Here is a 15860-nt window from a genome sequence, read left to right on the forward strand (position 1 = left end):
ACTAAAAAAAGGCGAAAACCATAATGGTTTTCGCCTTTTTAATTTTACAAATACCGATTTTCCAAATGCTGTCTAAAGTACTCCGGATTTAACGTTTCGCCAGTCGCTTTTTCAATCAAGGTATCGGTGTCATAACGGCTAGCTTGTGACCAAATATTCTGCTGCAGCCAGTCAAAAATTGGCGCTAGGTCGCCCTTAGCAATCATCTGATCGACATTCGGCAACTGCTTTCGAATGGTGGAAAACTGCTGTGCCGCATACATCGCACCTAAGGTGTAGCTTGGAAAATAACCAATCGCACCATCAGTCCAATGGATATCTTGCATCGGGCCATCTTTAAAGTTGCCCTCAGTATTTAACCCTAAATACTGCTGCATTTTTTGATTCCAAACAGCTGGAATATCATCGACTTCCATTTCACCTTCAATCAATGCTTTTTCAATTTCATAACGCAAAATCACATGCGCTGGATAAGTTACTTCATCGGCATCGACTCGAATATTTCCTGGATTTACCTGAGTATATAAAGTCTGTAAATTTTCTAAGCTTAATGCTGACTGATCGGTTAAGTGCTGCTTTATTTTAGGTAAAATTAATTCCAGAAAACCCGGATGGCGACCTAATTGCATTTCAAAAAATAGCGACTGGCTTTCGTGAATTCCCATGGAACGCGCACGAGCCACTGGCTGGCTAATCCATTCTAATGGCAAGTTTTGTTCATAACGTGCATGGCCGGTTTCATGAACAATTCCCATTAATGACTGGGTAAAATCGGCTTCATCATAACGGGTAGTTATTCGCACATCTTCCGGCACACCACCACAGAAAGGGTGCATGCTGATGTCCAACCGGCCTCGATTAAAATCAAAACCTAGCAAGCCCATTACATCACGACCAAGAGATTCTTGTGCTGCTACAGGAAATGGGCCTTGCGGCACTATTAGCGGTTGAATAAGCGCTTCTGCTTTTTGCTTTTGCTGCACCTTTTGAATCAGTTCAGGTAACCAGCTTTTTACTTGGCCAAAAATCTTATCCAGTTTTTCAGTGGTCATGCCCGGTTCAAATACATTCAACAGCGCATCATAGCGAGAGCAGCCAGTTGCTTTAGCTCGGATTTCAGCTTCTTTTCGAGTGAGCTCTACCACCGGTTTAAGATTTTCAGCAAAACCCGCCCAGTTATTTTCACCGCGCTGGCTGCGCCATTCATGTTCACACTTTGCTCCTGCCAGACTTTTTTCCCGCACCAAATCTTCAGGCAGTACATTCGTTTTCTGCCAGCTGTTGTGCATTTCATGCAAATTAGCCGCTTGCCATGGCTCTAGCGATTCTTTTTTGGCTTGCTTAAATAATTCACTCAGATCTGTTGCAGCCATTTGCTGATGGATGATTACACCCAGTTCAGCCATTGCATTGGCGCGCGCTTGATTGCCGCCAGATGGCATCATAGTTGCGCCATCCCAGCTAACCATTGCTTGCAGATGGGATAATTGGTGAAGTCGATGAAAACGGGAAGATAATTGCTGGTAGGCAGTCATAAATATTTGGCTCTTTTTGTAAAAGATAACCAATTATACCGACACTGATAAAAAAGAGAGAGAAAATCAGTAAAGTAAAAAGGTGCAGGAATAAATATTCAGGCACAAAAAAACCGCGCTCTGAATCACTGCAGAACGCGGTTGAATCTAGCGATCAAATTAAGCTGCAGCCAGCTTGCTCTTGATCCATTCTTTCAGTAAAACGTCTTCCATCTTCAAAGGGCTACCTTCTTTATCGCCTTCGATACAGAAGAAATTAATCATCAGCGTATTGCCTTTCAAAATGTATTCATCAAGGTGCATTGGCAGAATCACAACTTCAAAATCGCCTTCAAGTTCACCTTCCAGCTCACTCAGATTCATGATTTTTAATGGCTGCATCATAGCGTTCATCAGCTTCATATCTTCCACAGCCCACATGGTGTTGTTCCAGAAACGACCTTCTGCAACACACTCTGGGTGGAAACGCTCTTTATTGCTGATAGCGCTCAGTGCACGGCGTACCGTTTCATGAGTAAACAACCCGTCTTTATACACAGGCTTCATGGTAGGGTGGCCAGCAATGGTGTTGATGTACAAATCAGATAATTTTTCACGGTCAACACTGGACTGCCAGAAGAAGTGGATCAGCTCCATTACTTCCATGTTTAATTTAATCGACATAACGCTAACTCCCGCATCTACCGATAGCTACTAAAGCCTGGCAGTGCTGCTGTTAAATAACCCAAGCCTTGCCTGCACTCAACAGCGCCCAGCAAGTACCCAAAACAAATTCTCTAATACTGCTTAGAGTAAATAGAGGTAGCCCTGCCGAGATTGATCAGGGGCAACAGAATCTATGTCTGGCAACCACTAACCGCCATGTCAAGCTGATACGCTCAGGAACTCTTGGTTTTTTTTGTTAACCATTTATCGAAACCGACCTTTAGTCGATTGAAATTTCACTATTTATTTGTATGACCAATTGGTTATAAAAAAGTCATAGCCCCCGCCAGAAAAATAAGATCGTGACCTTATAAATGACTGATTGTGCTTAGTTGATTGATTAATCATTTCAGCTGCTCAACTTACCAATCGCTCAAACTCCATTGAGTCGATTCCATGGTATTTTCGTAGTTCTTGCTCAGCAACTGGTTAAAATCCATATCAGTCACTTGCTCAACATGATCAACCGTAGTGATAAAACTAGTTAAATCCGCCTTACTGATCTTTTGATGCGGTGAGATAAAAGCAATTGCATTAAATGCTAGCGGGTCAAATACAACCTTGAAGAAAGCATCGGGCACTGCAACGCCGTCACCAATATATTTGCTTGGCCCACCGTAATAAATTGGACCCGTTACAACATACAGCTCGGAATGATCAACTGCCCATTCACGAATTTCTTTTTCCAGAAAACGCCAACCATTGCGATTCAAACCTGGTAACTGCGGTGCCATATTGGTTAATAAGAAACTTTCTTTTCCTGCTTTAGGCGTGTAATCCATCGTTGCTGAAGGTGCCATATGGCCACGATCGTAACCAGACTTACTGTAATCACTTAAATTAGCACGATACTGGGAAGGGATTGTTTTGTCAGGTTTAAAGCTATTGCTACGGCGATTACGAATAGAAACACCATCACCAGTAATATGGTAGGCCACCCAAGCTGGGTTTTTGGTTTGGTAGTCATAACCCACTGCATAGCCATCACGGCAGAGGTATTGATCGGCTTGAGCAGGAATACCAAACTCAACATGGCCATTACAGGTAAAGTCTTCAGCCTGCAGGCCTGCACTCATTCCTAGCCCCCAAATTACACCCAGCGACAAGATACTTCTTAACTTCACCTCTCTCACCTCTCCCTTTCCTATATAATTGGGATAAGTAATCAGCTAATGGCTGAACACTAATGATGGGAAGAGATATTAAGCGTATTGATTAATTTATTAAGCGTGGGAGCACTGGGAATTGGCAGCAATCAAGCTTGCGTTGCTTTAGGTCAAATTTGATAATTTTCTATAGAGAAATTCATATTAAATAAAATGACAGGTTAATGTTTTATTTTACAGACAATGAGTTTTCTTATCAAAACTGAATAAATTCAGCCACCATAGCCTAGTCGACGGCTTGCTCTAACAAATAGAGATAAGCAGTAATGTTATATCGACACGATCCTTCAGCGCACGCCTCTTGAATTGCACCAGCCTTTTCAACTATTCACCTGACAACCTTCAATGGTTTGTTGCCAACAACAAATATAGCTTAACTCACAGGCAACAAACTTCTACGCCTCCACAGAAAACACACATTTATCTTTCTAATTTTTAAATTTAACCATTTGAAAACCAACAACTCTTTAATTAAGGATAATTTAATGTAAACCAGTTAGATAGCTTGCTCTACCATTCGTAAATGACCACTTTCATTTAACAACATACCTGATACTTTTCCATTCAATTTATTTTTTATGTTGAATAAATAATGAACCGTCATTTTTTTACCAAAGTTACTGAACAACACAATGGAACCAATCCACTAATCTTTGATCAGAAAGAGATATTATCTCTTTACAGCGGATTCTCAGCAAAAAAAATAGGCTCTGCAGAATCCGTTTCTGTTTCAAGCAATACTGACATAACAAGAGGCGTATGCTTTGGATTAAATATGCTGTTAATGGAGAAAAAGTTTGATTTCTCTAACTTTACCAGTGATATCACATCAGCCGAAGGGATAGGGAAAATTCGTGGATACATGCACATGCAAACATTGGGAGGAACAACAAAATTAGGGAAAGGTTATTATTCTGGAGATGATACACGCCGTACTTTAAATGAAGGTCACATCTCTTTGTTTTCTTCATCAAGCGACTTGTCAAAATTAATATTGCAAAAAGAAATGGTATTTTGCGAAGAAATCCGCAATAGCGGAAAATTTATAAGTTCAGCAGGAACTTTTCAAAAATACAACAATCATTATTTTGAAATTGGAACATTTGGAACCAGCTCACATGCTCAGTGCGCAATAAAGTCTAAAGACTTCTTTCTATTCTTTGACCCTAATTTAGGCGTTGCTGTTTTTCCAATAAAAAGCATACGAGACTCCGCTAAAATATGTAAGTTTATGGATGCCTATTTACGACTAGTTTATCAAGGTGCGTTAAGTGACCGGCATACCATTTCAATATTTAAAAACATCGATGATACACCAGTTAGTTACACCATCTAGAGCATTCGAACAAGCGTGGTAACTGATAGAAATTAGGCAGGTTAAAAACCTTATAATCGTAAAACCGCCCGATCAATAAACTTACCCACCAGCACATTAGATTCCGGGGTTTCGACCGCGTTATCTAATACCTGCTGTAAGTGATCACTGTCACGGGTGTATTTCTCGCGGAACAAAGTTAGCCGGTCAATTAAGGTTTGTTTATCAACTTCTGGGTGGAACTGAAAAGTCCAAAATGGCGCACGGTCTACTTTAAATGAATGACAGCAGTTATCGGTCCAAGCCAATTCTGTACAGCCTTCAGGCGCAGTGGCCGAACGCTGCTGATGGACTGAAATTGCTAAAAACTGGTCTGGCGTGTCGTGGTACAAAAGATCACTCGCTGCCGCCGGGCGCAAGCCAATCGGCACCGTACCCATTTCAAAATCCGTCTCATCGTGAACTACTTCACCGCCCAGTGCCTGCACGGCCAATTGATGACCAAAGCACGAAGCAAAAGTCGGCAATTGCCTGGTAACTGCGGAACGCATTAATGCCCGGCACGATTCTAAAAAAGGATTGGTTTCAGGCTTGAGTACATTGGCTTCACTGGAACCACCCACCATTAATGCATCGTAACCATCAAGCACTTGCGGGGAGAATTGCGGGGTATCAAACACATTGAGAATGTCGATTTGATCTAGCCTTAAACCACTATACCGAGCGAAGCTAACGTGCTCTTCTTGGCGGGTTAGGGTTTCATTTCGAATCTGTAACAATAGGATTTTTAACTGAGACTTTTGCAACGATGGTTTTTGATCCACAAGCGACCTCACGACTACTTTGCCAGTTTTGTTGGCTATTTATTTACAACCGCTACCCAGCCAAAGGCACAGCAAGCGATGCAGCTTTTGAGCATTATCATATGCATAAGCAATATTTTCAAAAAAATTACCGCTGATCTCGCACTAAAACAGCTGCCAATACAATGCGATCGAATTCCGTTATACTAGTCGGCTGATTTTTGTAGTTGAAGTCTTTCAGTTATGTCCGCCCTGCCAGCCAAGTCACCCGCTATATCCCGCAAAACTGCCAAGGATATTTTCAGTTACCCAAAATATTGGGCTGAATGCCTAACCCCAGCACCTTATCTGCCGATGTCTCGTCGTGAGATGGATGATATGGGCTGGGATAGTTGCGACATTATCTTTGTCACCGGAGATGCTTATGTTGATCACCCTAGCTTTGCAATGGGCGTTTGCGGCCGCTTTCTGGAAGCCCAAGGCTTTCGAGTTGGGATTATTTCCCAGCCGAACTGGCGTAACACCGATGACTTTTTAAAACTGGGTTTACCGAATCTGTTCTTTGCCGTTGCTGCTGGCAATATGGATTCGATGATCAACCACTACACCGCCGAAAAGAAACGTCGTAATGACGATGCCTACACAGCTGGCGGAGAAGGCGGCAAACGCCCAGACCGCGCTGTTACCGTTTATTCACAGCGCTGTAAGCAAATTGCTGGTGACATTCCGGTTGTGATTGGTGGTATTGAAGCCAGCTTACGCCGAATTGCCCAATATGATTATTGGAGTGACCAGGTACGCCGTTCGGTATTGGTCGATTCGACTGCTGATATGCTGCTGTATGGCAATGGCGAACGCTCGCTGGCTGAAGTGGCTCACGGCTTGGCTAGCGGCAAAAAAATATCTGAAATGACTGATATTCGTGGTAGCGCCATTATGCGCTCCGCCTTACCAGAAGGTTGGACCGAAATTGATTCCAGCCGCATCGATTGGCCCGGTCATATCGACGCAATCTCCAACCCTTACTACCCAGAACAGAATGATGATGTCGTCGGTAATGCCACCAGTGGTACCAACGCCGATCAAGATGTCGCACAACCAATTCGAATAATTCCAGCACCGATTGCTGGCAAGCAACGACTCAATCACGATAAAACCTGGGTTCGACTGCCTTCATTTGCCAAGGTGAATAAAGATCCTGTGCTCTACGCCCATGCTTCACGGGTATTGCACCTAGAATCAAATCCGCACAATGCCCATGTATTAGTGCAAAAGCACGACAAGCAAGAATTATGGGTTAACCCGCCACCCATCCCACTCGAAACCAGCGAATTAGACCGGGTATTCGAACTGCCCTACCAGCGCCAGCCTCACCCAAGTTACGGTCAGGCGAAAATTCCTGCATTTGATATGATTCGTTTCTCAGTCAACATTATGCGCGGCTGTTTTGGCGGTTGTACTTTCTGTTCAATTACCGAGCACGAAGGGCGAATTATTCAAAGTCGTTCGCAAGAATCTGTAGTGCGGGAAATTGAACAAATCCGAGATAAAACCCCAGGCTTTACCGGGCATATTTCCGACTTAGGTGGGCCGACGGCGAATATGTATCACTTGAATTGTAAAAGTGATGAAATTCAATCCCACTGCCGTAAATTATCTTGTGTTTATCCGACGATTTGCGAAAACCTAATCACCAACCAAAAGCCCACGACCGAACTATATCGCAAAGCACGTAAGGTTGATGGCGTGCATACGGTTTCAATTGCATCGGGCCTTCGTTACGACTTGGCAGTGCGCGACCCAGAATATGTTAAAGAATTGGTAACTCACCATGTTGGCGGTTATTTAAAAATTGCACCAGAACATACCGAAGGCGACACATTAAATAAAATGATGAAGCCGGGCATGGATACCTATTATGCCTTTAAGCAAATGTTTGATAAATATTCCAAAGCCGCCGGTAAAAAGCAGTATTTAATTCCTTACTTTATTGCAGCACATCCAGGCTGTGAAGATGAAGACATGGTAAATCTGGCGCTTTGGTTAAAGCGTAATGATTTAAAAGTCGATCAGGTGCAAACCTTTTACCCATCACCAATGTCTTTAGCCACCGCCATGTACCATTCCCATCGCAATCCGCTAAAAGCTTTAAAATATAAAAAAGGCGAGCAACTTTATATCCCTCGGGAAAAAGAGCAGCGCACCTTTCACAAAGCAATCTTGCGTTATCACGATCCAGCAAACCACCAGTTAATTAAAGATGCATTAATTAAAATGCATCGCAAGGATCTGATTGGCGATGGTGCAAGCCAGTTAATTGATGAACAGCCGGAACAAAACACTAGCTATCATCAAGGCGGCGTTGGCAGAAAATCAGGTAAGGGCCGTACCGCTGCTGGCAGCAAAGATCACTTCAGCCGCCAGAAGATGTTTGAGCAATCCAACGGTCAAAAAACAGCTGGGAAAAAATCCGCTGCTTCAGCCGATAGCGCCAATAGAGGTGGTAATTCAGGCCAGAGTAAGAAGGCAAAACCTTCCCAGTCGACCGGATCAAGAAATAACGGCCAAAGGACGAATGGACCCACCGCTGCGAAAAGTAGACAGCAGCGTAAATCCAGATAGATAAACCACTGCTAGATAGTTTTAAAAGTTTTATGTGAATGCCAGGGTCGCTAAATATAAGTGACTCTGGCATTTTTTTATCCATCATTTTTGATCAGCGCTTCTCAGGCAAAACCCGACAGAACTCATCAGCAAATGCTCTTAATTGCGTTTCAGAGTATTTGGTTAAGATTCGAACATCAGAAGCAGGCTGATGCAATCGGCTCAGGCCTTTGCGCCGCTCAGTCAGCGGGCGAACCGGACGTTGGCAAAAACCACCACCACAGTTAGGGCAAACATTTTTAAGCACCTGCTCAACGCAACTCTTACAGAAAGTACATTCATAAGTGCAGATCATCGCTTCAGTTGAGTCCGCAGGCAGATCTTTATCGCAGTGTTCACAGTTTGGACGTAATTGCAGCATTACAGGCTCCCCGTTATCTCAGAATGATGGTGCCTTATACACAAGGACTTCAGTTGAATCGCTATCGCGATTGATATATCTAGCACTGAAGCACTCGTATTCGAGTGCCTAGTTCACCGCATCTTTATACAACCCAATGGCTTACCAGATCAAGTCATAGCCGCAATCGTGGTTTCGCTGTGTTATCAAATTCACTACATGCTCACAAAATCACCATCCTCGCTTGAGAAGTAACAATAAATACCGTTTAATGCCGACATATCGGCGAAACATCATTTCAACAATCTAATATCAACCACCTCAAAAATAGCAGGCCAATTGATGAATAAGACTTCGATCATTTCCATTTTATTAGGTTTAACGCTGGCAATCTCAGGCTGTGTTACTGTTAGCCAAAAAAGTGTTCAAGCTGATATTACTAGCTATGAATATGATCAAAATCCATTTAATAAGAAATATAAACTTAAAAAGACAGACATGGTTCATACAACTATTGTCACAGAAAGCGACCAAGATGCAGGCACAACTAACTTATATTTATTATTGACGACTGATCCTGGCACCGACAATGAAAACCATCTAAAAATTTATGAAAAAGATGCAGCTAAATTCAAGCAATTATTAAATTTGAAAATGCGAGTGACATCTGAAACAAAAGATCAACAGATTAGCTTGATGCTCAATCATCTGAAATTTATGATTCAAACCAAATTTATTAAAGATGAACGCGTCATTTCGATGGGCAGCATTGATGGGTTCTTTGCTTTTAAAGAACACGACATCAATGAAATTTTAAGGTTGTTGAATGATCTATCTAGCCAAGGTTAATAGTCATCATTAGCAATTTTAAATAAGGAAGTCGGCATTAAATCATATTCCAGTTTATCTCTGAACATCTGAGTAAGCTTTAGAGCCCCACTCTCACTGCATATGGAATCCGCCTTACTTGACGAATATAACGGAGTAAGTGGCCATGTGATAGCCACTTACTCCGAGCCGTTATTTCGGAGAAGAAACGCATTGACGTACTGATTAGGGCGACGCCGACAGAAAATGTTTCCGGCATTTTTCTGCATTTCCTCCATCCGTGGAGGTCATGCTAAACCCGATAAACCGAAACCCATGTGCTAAAGATGATAACTTAGAACCAGAAAAATACTTAAGAGCATAAAAAAACAAACATTAAAATTGTTTTTTAATTTTAATAAAATAGCTGGCCGATAATTCTATTTCGATATGCAGCGATATAAATCATAAATTTTTTCTAGCATAGCCAGTATAGTTTATTGTTCTATCTAATTAGAGCCAACCCGGCGCTTCAACACTTCCCTGCAACGCTGGGTTCATCTTATTCCAGCTTCGTTGTTCTAGCTTCATCAAACCAAATTGTGGTAATAATTTTAAATACTTAGGCCCTTGACCAATATAAAAACAATTTTCTTCAGGAAGCTCTAATGATAACGGTGCATTATCTCGTGCTTGATAAAAATGTCGCATCGATGGAAAAATCAAACCAAAAAACAAACTCACCACTCCTGGGTTTACATTTTTTGCTATCTCATGATAAATATCAGCGCCGATTACAGCATGGCTTTTATGCACTGTTTTTAACAACCCTCCATATTCTTTTAAAAAATCGTTGCTTGATAGCGCATCATTCATACTATGTAGTGCATCGCTAAAAAAAGCACTTCTCGCTCGACCAGCATAGAGAACATTATTATCTATATAATGACTTGGACGAAAGAACCCTGAAGGTTGGCTCTGATTATTTTTTGTTCTATAATTATTAAAAAAATAATCTATTTCTTTACTATCACCCCCAAGAACAAAAGGCTTTTTATAAAAAGTGGCTAACTCTGGTTTATCGATAGCTTTTTGATAGAGTTTTACTGAAGACTCTTTAGGGTTAAAGTCTTCCAATGCATTTGTTTCAGAATTAACCCAGCTAAAATCGAGATATAGTCCGCCATAAAAGTACATTAGCAACACTCTTAACATATCACTACAATAAGCATATTGCCGCCACGCTAAAAATGACATCGCTCGGTGTCCAACATCACAAACCAAGTCAGCTTGTTCAAGTAATACACGAATATCCATAATTTGAAAAACACCGTGTAGCTTTTTATCAGACAGCGCTAAAAGCCCTGGGTTATTAGTCCATAAGTAATGCGTCACACTTTTTTTATTTTTCCACTGAGCTGCAATGCGTCGATTGGCCATAGCGACCAGCAGCAACTGTTGTTCATCCGGAAATTTACCGAGCCAAATTCGGTGAATGATTGCCACACCTGCTGCCGAATCAACCGATTCACTTTCAATTGTTTTTTTATTAAAATATTCCATAAAGAAACTATCACACTGCAATTTTATTTTTTCTTTAGCAGAACCATCAATTAAAATCGGTTCATCTGAAATACTGCCATCTAAACAACGAAGCGTGAGTTCACCGCTATTATCACTACAAAATAGACGCAACTGGTATATCATCATATATGCATCATGAAAATTATTTTTCTTCAAAAAACCTTGGAATTCCTCCTCAAATCTCTTAAGAAAATTAATTTCTGTACAACTATTAATTGTCGATGAAAACTTTTGAATAAAGATCTGCATCAAAGAAAGCAACCAAGACATACTTTCTGTTTGAGGTAAAATTTTTTTTCTGTGATAACCGAAAGGCATAGGCAATAGTTTCAACGCAAGAAATGATATTTCGCAGTATAGCCGCTTCGGTTTGATTTGGTCATCTGATAGCAAAGCTGTTCTGATACTTCATTTACCAATATCGGAAATATCCACTTAACTATCCGTTAGATATTTTTTGTAGCTCACACAGATTCATATAAGATATAATATGCCGCGTTTTTTCCTAAAAGAAGTAAAAACATGTACAAAATAATCACATCTGCAATGCTGTTAATATCTAGCAATGCAGTGTTTGCAGGGTCTTCTGGTGTGCAAGGTAACATTGAACCTGGCCTAAACATTGTATTGGAAGCAAGTGTATTTTTAGGCGGCGATAGCGTTGGAACACGCAGCTACGAGAACAACGACTCAAGCTCTAGCATTGGCATGATGGAAGGCTTTGGCTTTGGTGGAGGACTCGCTTATCAACTCCCAGAGAGCCCTTTCGGAATCAAAAGCACATTAGCCTACAAAACTAACGCTGCAGATATCGAGCACAAAGCTAATATTATTAACGTCATCCCATACTATCAAACCGGTGATCATCGGTTTGGCCTTGGCTTGACCTACCATATTTCACCAGAACTCACTGCAAATGATGTGTATACGACGCAAGGCTCTTATGTCGACAATTATAAAGAACAATACGAAAATGCAACGGGATTAATTGCAGAATATCGCTGGTATTGGATGCAATTTCAGGTTGGATCAGTAAAATACACTGAAAAAACAGTAGGCTTGAAATACAACAACACTTATTTTTCAATAGCTGGAAATTTTTTCTTTCAACTGTAATCAACGCATCACTAACTTGACTCAAACTAGCGAGCCAATTAACTCTATAAAAGCCCAGCATTAAATGCTGGGCTTTTTATAACATCAATGACGACATTCCGCTCTAGGAAGCAACTACATACCGAGTGCTACGTCCGCCTGCAGCCGTTTTCTGCAGACATTTTAATTCAACCAGTTGAGCCAAATACCGCGTTGCAGTTGCACGGCTGACTTTAACTACTTTTTGATACTGGCTACTGCTAATGCCTTGTTCAAAATCACCATCTAATAATCTATCTAATGCTTTCATCTGCTCACTGGTTAATTGAGCCTGTTCGATTCGCCGCCAAAAATTAGTTTTAGCCACCACCTGCTCAATATTATCTAGCGTATATTGCAATGTTTCATCTAGCGTCACTACTGCCCTGATAAAAGAAAATCTGTGGCGCAGATTCACCGACACAGTCGCCATCCACCCAAATATCTTTTTTCAGGGCGCCGCCTACAATTGGATCGCGATCAATGTATAGCCCTGCTTGACCTTCAGAAGGAGCATTAATGTGAGTTTACTGCCAGTGGGCTGGTAAAGTTTTGCAAGCACAGCGCGACTTAGATTTGCACGAGCCGATAACTCAAAGCAAAGATAACCAAGACTTGAAAGCAATTAAAAACGGCAATGCTAAGGTTTAGTTGGATTACAATGATCGCCAAGTTGAAGGCCATTGGCAAACACCTAAAAGTAAAAGTGTTTTCCGTGAACTACGCGATGGACATGTCTGCTTTTGATACTTTTTAATAGCGGACGCCTGGTAAACGCAACTAATAAAAATAACCATGCTAACCAGGCAAGGTGAATACCACCACCGCCACTGCTAGACGAGCCTTCGTCAGTAGTTGTCGGCGTAACATCAGGTTCTGGAGTGACATCAGGCTCTGGCGTGACATCAGGTTCTGGCGTGACATCAGGAATTACAGCGATAGCAGTTTGAATCTGCCATGTCACCGTTTGAGCACCAGCGGTGACGGTTATAATTTTATTCACCGCCTCGGTGGTTGATTCAGCAGCAGACTCCGCTACTACAGAAAAACGATCGCCGTTATTTAAAACGATGCTGTCGTGCTGCTGCCCGTTGACCAGTATCTTAGCGCCTTGGTTCGCCGATACAGTAATACCAGTATTAATACCGCTCAGCGTAATGATGTTACTGGTGACGCTTTGCAATGACGGAAGATTTGTTTGAGTCGCGAATACAAAAGCTGTTGGAGTCGTGTCATCAAGAATGATATCAGGGCATTCGACGCTAACGAATACATCACCAGCGCCTTCTCCTGGGTATCCTACCAAGCTGTAGCTGAAGGTATCTTGTCCGCAGAAGCCTGGGTTAGGCGTATAGGTAATCGGCTGGTTGATATCAAAGTGAGTTGTACCATTTTGCGCCGCTGATACACCGTTGACTCTGACGGAAGTGCTATCAGCATCTTCGTCATTGTCCACTACGTTGCGCGTTCTTATGCTTAGCGGTGTTTCAAACGGCGTTGCAAAAGTATCAGCTTTGCCCATCGGAAGGTCTTCTACCGATTCGACTTTATACGTCAACGTCGCTTGGCTGAATCCAGTATCATTGGTTATTTTATAAATAACAGTATCAGAGCCATGGAAATTTGGATTTGGGGTATAGGTAAATGTGTTATCAAATCCAACATTTAGGTTGCCATTATTCGGAAGTTTAACGATGGTGAGTTGCCAATCGTCAGTCAACATTATGTCGTTAGCTAATACATCAACGCGGTGTGGAACGTCTTCTAATACCGTTTTTTGGTCATCGTTTGCTAGCAAACCATGATTAGGCAATACCGTGATGGTCACCGTTGTTGCAGCGCTCACTTCGGCATTATCAATAATGTGATATTGGAAAGTATCGGTGCCGACAAAACCAGGCGCTGAGTGGTATTCAAAATTTCCATTGCCCGAATCTAATAGCTGTAACGTACCATTCGTAGGGGCAGTAGTAATCGCTAACTGGCTAATACTGGGCAGGTCATTACGGCGTGGATTAAATTGTATAGATTGCCCGGTAATAACATTAATCTCGTCTGCTTGAGCGACTAATCCATTCGCTGGCGCTGAAGGCAATACATCAATAAAAACAGTTGCAGTTGAGCTATTACCGTCAGTATCGGTTATTGAATAATTGAAGCTTTCATCACCAAAAAAACGCCCAAAATTATTATTGGAATGATAAATAATTGTTCTATTTTCTTGAATATCGGCGATATAAAAATCGGCACCAGTATGACCGACACTCGTCACTGACAAGGTTTGATTCTGAGGATCAGTAGCAAGATCTAGCGGCTGAAATGATATCGATGAATGGCGACTGCCAACAACGACACCATAGAGATCTGGCGCGATTGGAGATTGGTTATCGTCTGCTCTAGATGACAGTGCAATAACGTATTCGCCGATACTGGCGTAGTCATCATAGCCAAGATTGACCCCTTGAGTACCTGGCATTGCCCGGCCTTTTTTGCCTGCACCTTGTACCGATACATAATAAGTTCCGGCAGGCAGCGATTGATGAAAATACGCTTCTATGTGCGCTTCAGGATTACTACTGGCGAGGGTTTTGCCGTTAACGTCGTGAAGTTTTGCATAAACATCAAGGCTGGCAGACCAACTTGGCGGAGTAACCGTTAAGTCGATATAGCTGTCTTCGGTCAAGGTGAATTGAAAAACATCACGATCTGCTTGTTGCTCAATAATACCGTATTCGCGCTGCTCACCATTTTCTGTACGCAATGCTGATGCATCGGCTAATTCGTTCGCGTGATCATCTTGGCGAAAAGTTAATCCTGTTTCTAAGTGATCACGAATATCCCATAGTAAATTTTGCGTTAAGCGAATGCTGCCGCCACTACCCATAGCAGTGCGCCAGGCTGTTTCTGAGGCGGTGCCAGTTGAACCTATAATTTCACGACCATCAATATCGCCATGGACCCGAGACGAGATCAAATGAGCCAGCCCCATAGTATGGCCAACTTCATGCAGAAGAACGTGCCCGGCCCCACGCCTGTCTGGAATAGATTCCGATCCGTAAGTCGGATTATGATCCGATAAAATAAATTCAGCAGGGTTTAAATCTTTGCGTCTATTTTTTATTTGAACGCTTAAATTTTCAAAATCACGGCTACCCGAATTAACCAAAGGGCTAAACAGTTCACCGCCGGCAAGTACTCTAATACCAAACTGTAAGTCGTCAGCCGAGGTGCGAATAAACGCATCAGCGGCAGGCTCTTCAGTCGTAACGTTAATATCAAAGCTAGAATAGAAAGCGGCTAGCTCAAGCCATATTTGTTGAATGCGCTTACGTTCATCATCATTGAAGCTGGATGGGTCACCGTCTAGATCAAAAGGCGTACTAATGGCCTCATCGGCAGGCTGATAACCTGAAAGAGGGTCTTGAATAGCATGGCTGCCGAGGCCTTCTTCGTAGCCATTAACATCAATGTAAATGGTTACATTAGCACCAGGGTTACTGTGCAGCTTAAAAGTTGTTTCAGCAGGAAAAGGGAGGCGTTTTAATCGGTTAGAGCTAGATATATCAATATCATCAAGGCTAATACTGGGATAAATCAACTCACCATCAACCCAAGAAAAAGCATCACCACTAACGGGTAAAGGTCGCTCGGCAGCATAACTTAAGCCACTTAATAGCATGCCAGACAGCAAAAAACTCAAACATAATCGTATATTTTTCATTACAAATTATCTCTATAAAAAATGCTGCCAATTGGCCTAATAAGCCGCATATATTAACTTGTTAAAAATTCTTATTAACTTGCCAA

The 15860-nt window shown here is 42.0% G+C and carries 12 protein-coding genes; 4 read left to right on the plus strand and 8 right to left on the minus strand.

Annotated elements, in window-relative coordinates:
* Positions 1–44: 44 nt before the first annotated feature.
* The 3 genes from DC094_RS17630 to DC094_RS17640 form a co-directional block, all read right to left on the minus strand.
* Positions 45–1535, minus strand: coding sequence for a carboxypeptidase M32 (locus tag DC094_RS17630; RefSeq protein ID WP_116688444.1), 1491 nt, complete (start codon positions 1533–1535; stop codon positions 45–47).
* 159 nt (positions 1536–1694) lie between these two features.
* Complete coding sequence (locus DC094_RS17635; RefSeq protein ID WP_116688445.1) at positions 1695–2198, minus strand: TDE2712 family protein; 504 nt, start codon at positions 2196–2198, stop codon at positions 1695–1697.
* Positions 2199–2602: 404 nt separating this feature from the next.
* Positions 2603–3364 carry a DNA/RNA non-specific endonuclease gene (locus DC094_RS17640; RefSeq protein ID WP_206605694.1) on the minus strand — a complete coding sequence of 254 codons (762 nt, stop codon included), beginning with the start codon at positions 3362–3364 and terminating at the stop codon, positions 2603–2605.
* Between the two features lie 634 nt (positions 3365–3998).
* Between DC094_RS17640 and DC094_RS17645 the strand changes: the two genes are divergently transcribed.
* Entirely contained in the window at positions 3999–4742 is a 744-nt protein-coding gene (locus DC094_RS17645) for a hypothetical protein (protein WP_116688447.1), read from the plus strand.
* A 50-nt stretch (positions 4743–4792) separates the two neighbouring features.
* Here the strand turns inward: DC094_RS17645 and DC094_RS17650 are convergent, their stop codons facing one another.
* Positions 4793–5545 carry a type 1 glutamine amidotransferase gene (locus DC094_RS17650; protein ID WP_241504089.1) on the minus strand — a complete coding sequence of 251 codons (753 nt, stop codon included), beginning with the start codon at positions 5543–5545 and terminating at the stop codon, positions 4793–4795.
* Between the two features lie 222 nt (positions 5546–5767).
* Between DC094_RS17650 and DC094_RS17655 the strand changes: the two genes are divergently transcribed.
* Positions 5768–8146, plus strand: a complete 2379-nt coding sequence (locus DC094_RS17655; RefSeq protein WP_116688448.1) for a YgiQ family radical SAM protein — start codon at positions 5768–5770, stop codon at positions 8144–8146.
* 94 nt (positions 8147–8240) lie between these two features.
* On the opposite strand, the gene DC094_RS17660 is transcribed toward DC094_RS17655, so the two are convergent.
* Positions 8241–8549 (minus strand): DUF1272 domain-containing protein, encoded by a 309-nt coding sequence (locus tag DC094_RS17660; protein WP_116688449.1) that lies wholly within the window; start codon positions 8547–8549, stop codon positions 8241–8243.
* Positions 8550–8870: 321 nt separating this feature from the next.
* On the opposite strand from DC094_RS17660, the gene DC094_RS17665 reads away from it, so the two are divergent.
* Complete coding sequence (locus DC094_RS17665; protein WP_116688450.1) at positions 8871–9377, plus strand: hypothetical protein; 507 nt, start codon at positions 8871–8873, stop codon at positions 9375–9377.
* A gap of 471 nt (positions 9378–9848) precedes the next feature.
* On the opposite strand, the gene DC094_RS17670 is transcribed toward DC094_RS17665, so the two are convergent.
* Positions 9849–11045, minus strand: coding sequence for a hypothetical protein (locus tag DC094_RS17670; protein ID WP_158527380.1), 1197 nt, complete (start codon positions 11043–11045; stop codon positions 9849–9851).
* A 396-nt stretch (positions 11046–11441) separates the two neighbouring features.
* Here DC094_RS17670 and DC094_RS17675 point away from each other — a divergent pair, with 396 nt between their 5' ends.
* Positions 11442–12035 (plus strand): hypothetical protein, encoded by a 594-nt coding sequence (locus DC094_RS17675; protein ID WP_116688452.1) that lies wholly within the window; start codon positions 11442–11444, stop codon positions 12033–12035.
* A gap of 103 nt (positions 12036–12138) precedes the next feature.
* Here the strand turns inward: DC094_RS17675 and DC094_RS17680 are convergent, their stop codons facing one another.
* Both DC094_RS17680 and DC094_RS17685 read right to left on the minus strand, forming a co-directional pair.
* On the minus strand, positions 12139–12477 hold the full coding sequence (locus DC094_RS17680) for a Fic family protein (RefSeq protein WP_206605695.1): 339 nt from the start codon (positions 12475–12477) through the stop codon (positions 12139–12141).
* A 270-nt stretch (positions 12478–12747) separates the two neighbouring features.
* On the minus strand, positions 12748–15774 hold the full coding sequence (locus DC094_RS17685) for an Ig-like domain-containing protein (protein ID WP_116688453.1): 3027 nt from the start codon (positions 15772–15774) through the stop codon (positions 12748–12750).
* Positions 15775–15860 lie beyond the last annotated feature (86 nt).

The sequence above is a fragment of the Pelagibaculum spongiae genome, assembly GCF_003097315.1.
In the GTDB taxonomy this organism is placed as follows: domain Bacteria; phylum Pseudomonadota; class Gammaproteobacteria; order Enterobacterales; family Pelagibaculaceae; genus Pelagibaculum; species Pelagibaculum spongiae.

What these genes read in the sequence shown, in the direction of transcription:
- DC094_RS17630 (WP_116688444.1), bottom strand. Translation starts at nt 1,535, where the DNA reads ATGACTGCCTACCAGCAATTATCTTCCCGTTTTCATCGACTTCACCAA.
- DC094_RS17665 (WP_116688450.1), top strand. Translation starts at nt 8,871, where the DNA reads ATGAATAAGACTTCGATCATTTCCATTTTATTAGGTTTAACGCTGGCA.
- DC094_RS17675 (WP_116688452.1), top strand. Translation starts at nt 11,442, where the DNA reads ATGTACAAAATAATCACATCTGCAATGCTGTTAATATCTAGCAATGCA.
- DC094_RS17670 (WP_158527380.1), bottom strand. Translation starts at nt 11,045, where the DNA reads ATGATGATATACCAGTTGCGTCTATTTTGTAGTGATAATAGCGGTGAA.
- DC094_RS17635 (WP_116688445.1), bottom strand. Translation starts at nt 2,198, where the DNA reads ATGTCGATTAAATTAAACATGGAAGTAATGGAGCTGATCCACTTCTTC.
- DC094_RS17645 (WP_116688447.1), top strand. Translation starts at nt 3,999, where the DNA reads ATGAACCGTCATTTTTTTACCAAAGTTACTGAACAACACAATGGAACC.
- DC094_RS17655 (WP_116688448.1), top strand. Translation starts at nt 5,768, where the DNA reads ATGTCCGCCCTGCCAGCCAAGTCACCCGCTATATCCCGCAAAACTGCC.
- DC094_RS17660 (WP_116688449.1), bottom strand. Translation starts at nt 8,549, where the DNA reads ATGCTGCAATTACGTCCAAACTGTGAACACTGCGATAAAGATCTGCCT.
- DC094_RS17685 (WP_116688453.1), bottom strand. Translation starts at nt 15,774, where the DNA reads ATGAAAAATATACGATTATGTTTGAGTTTTTTGCTGTCTGGCATGCTA.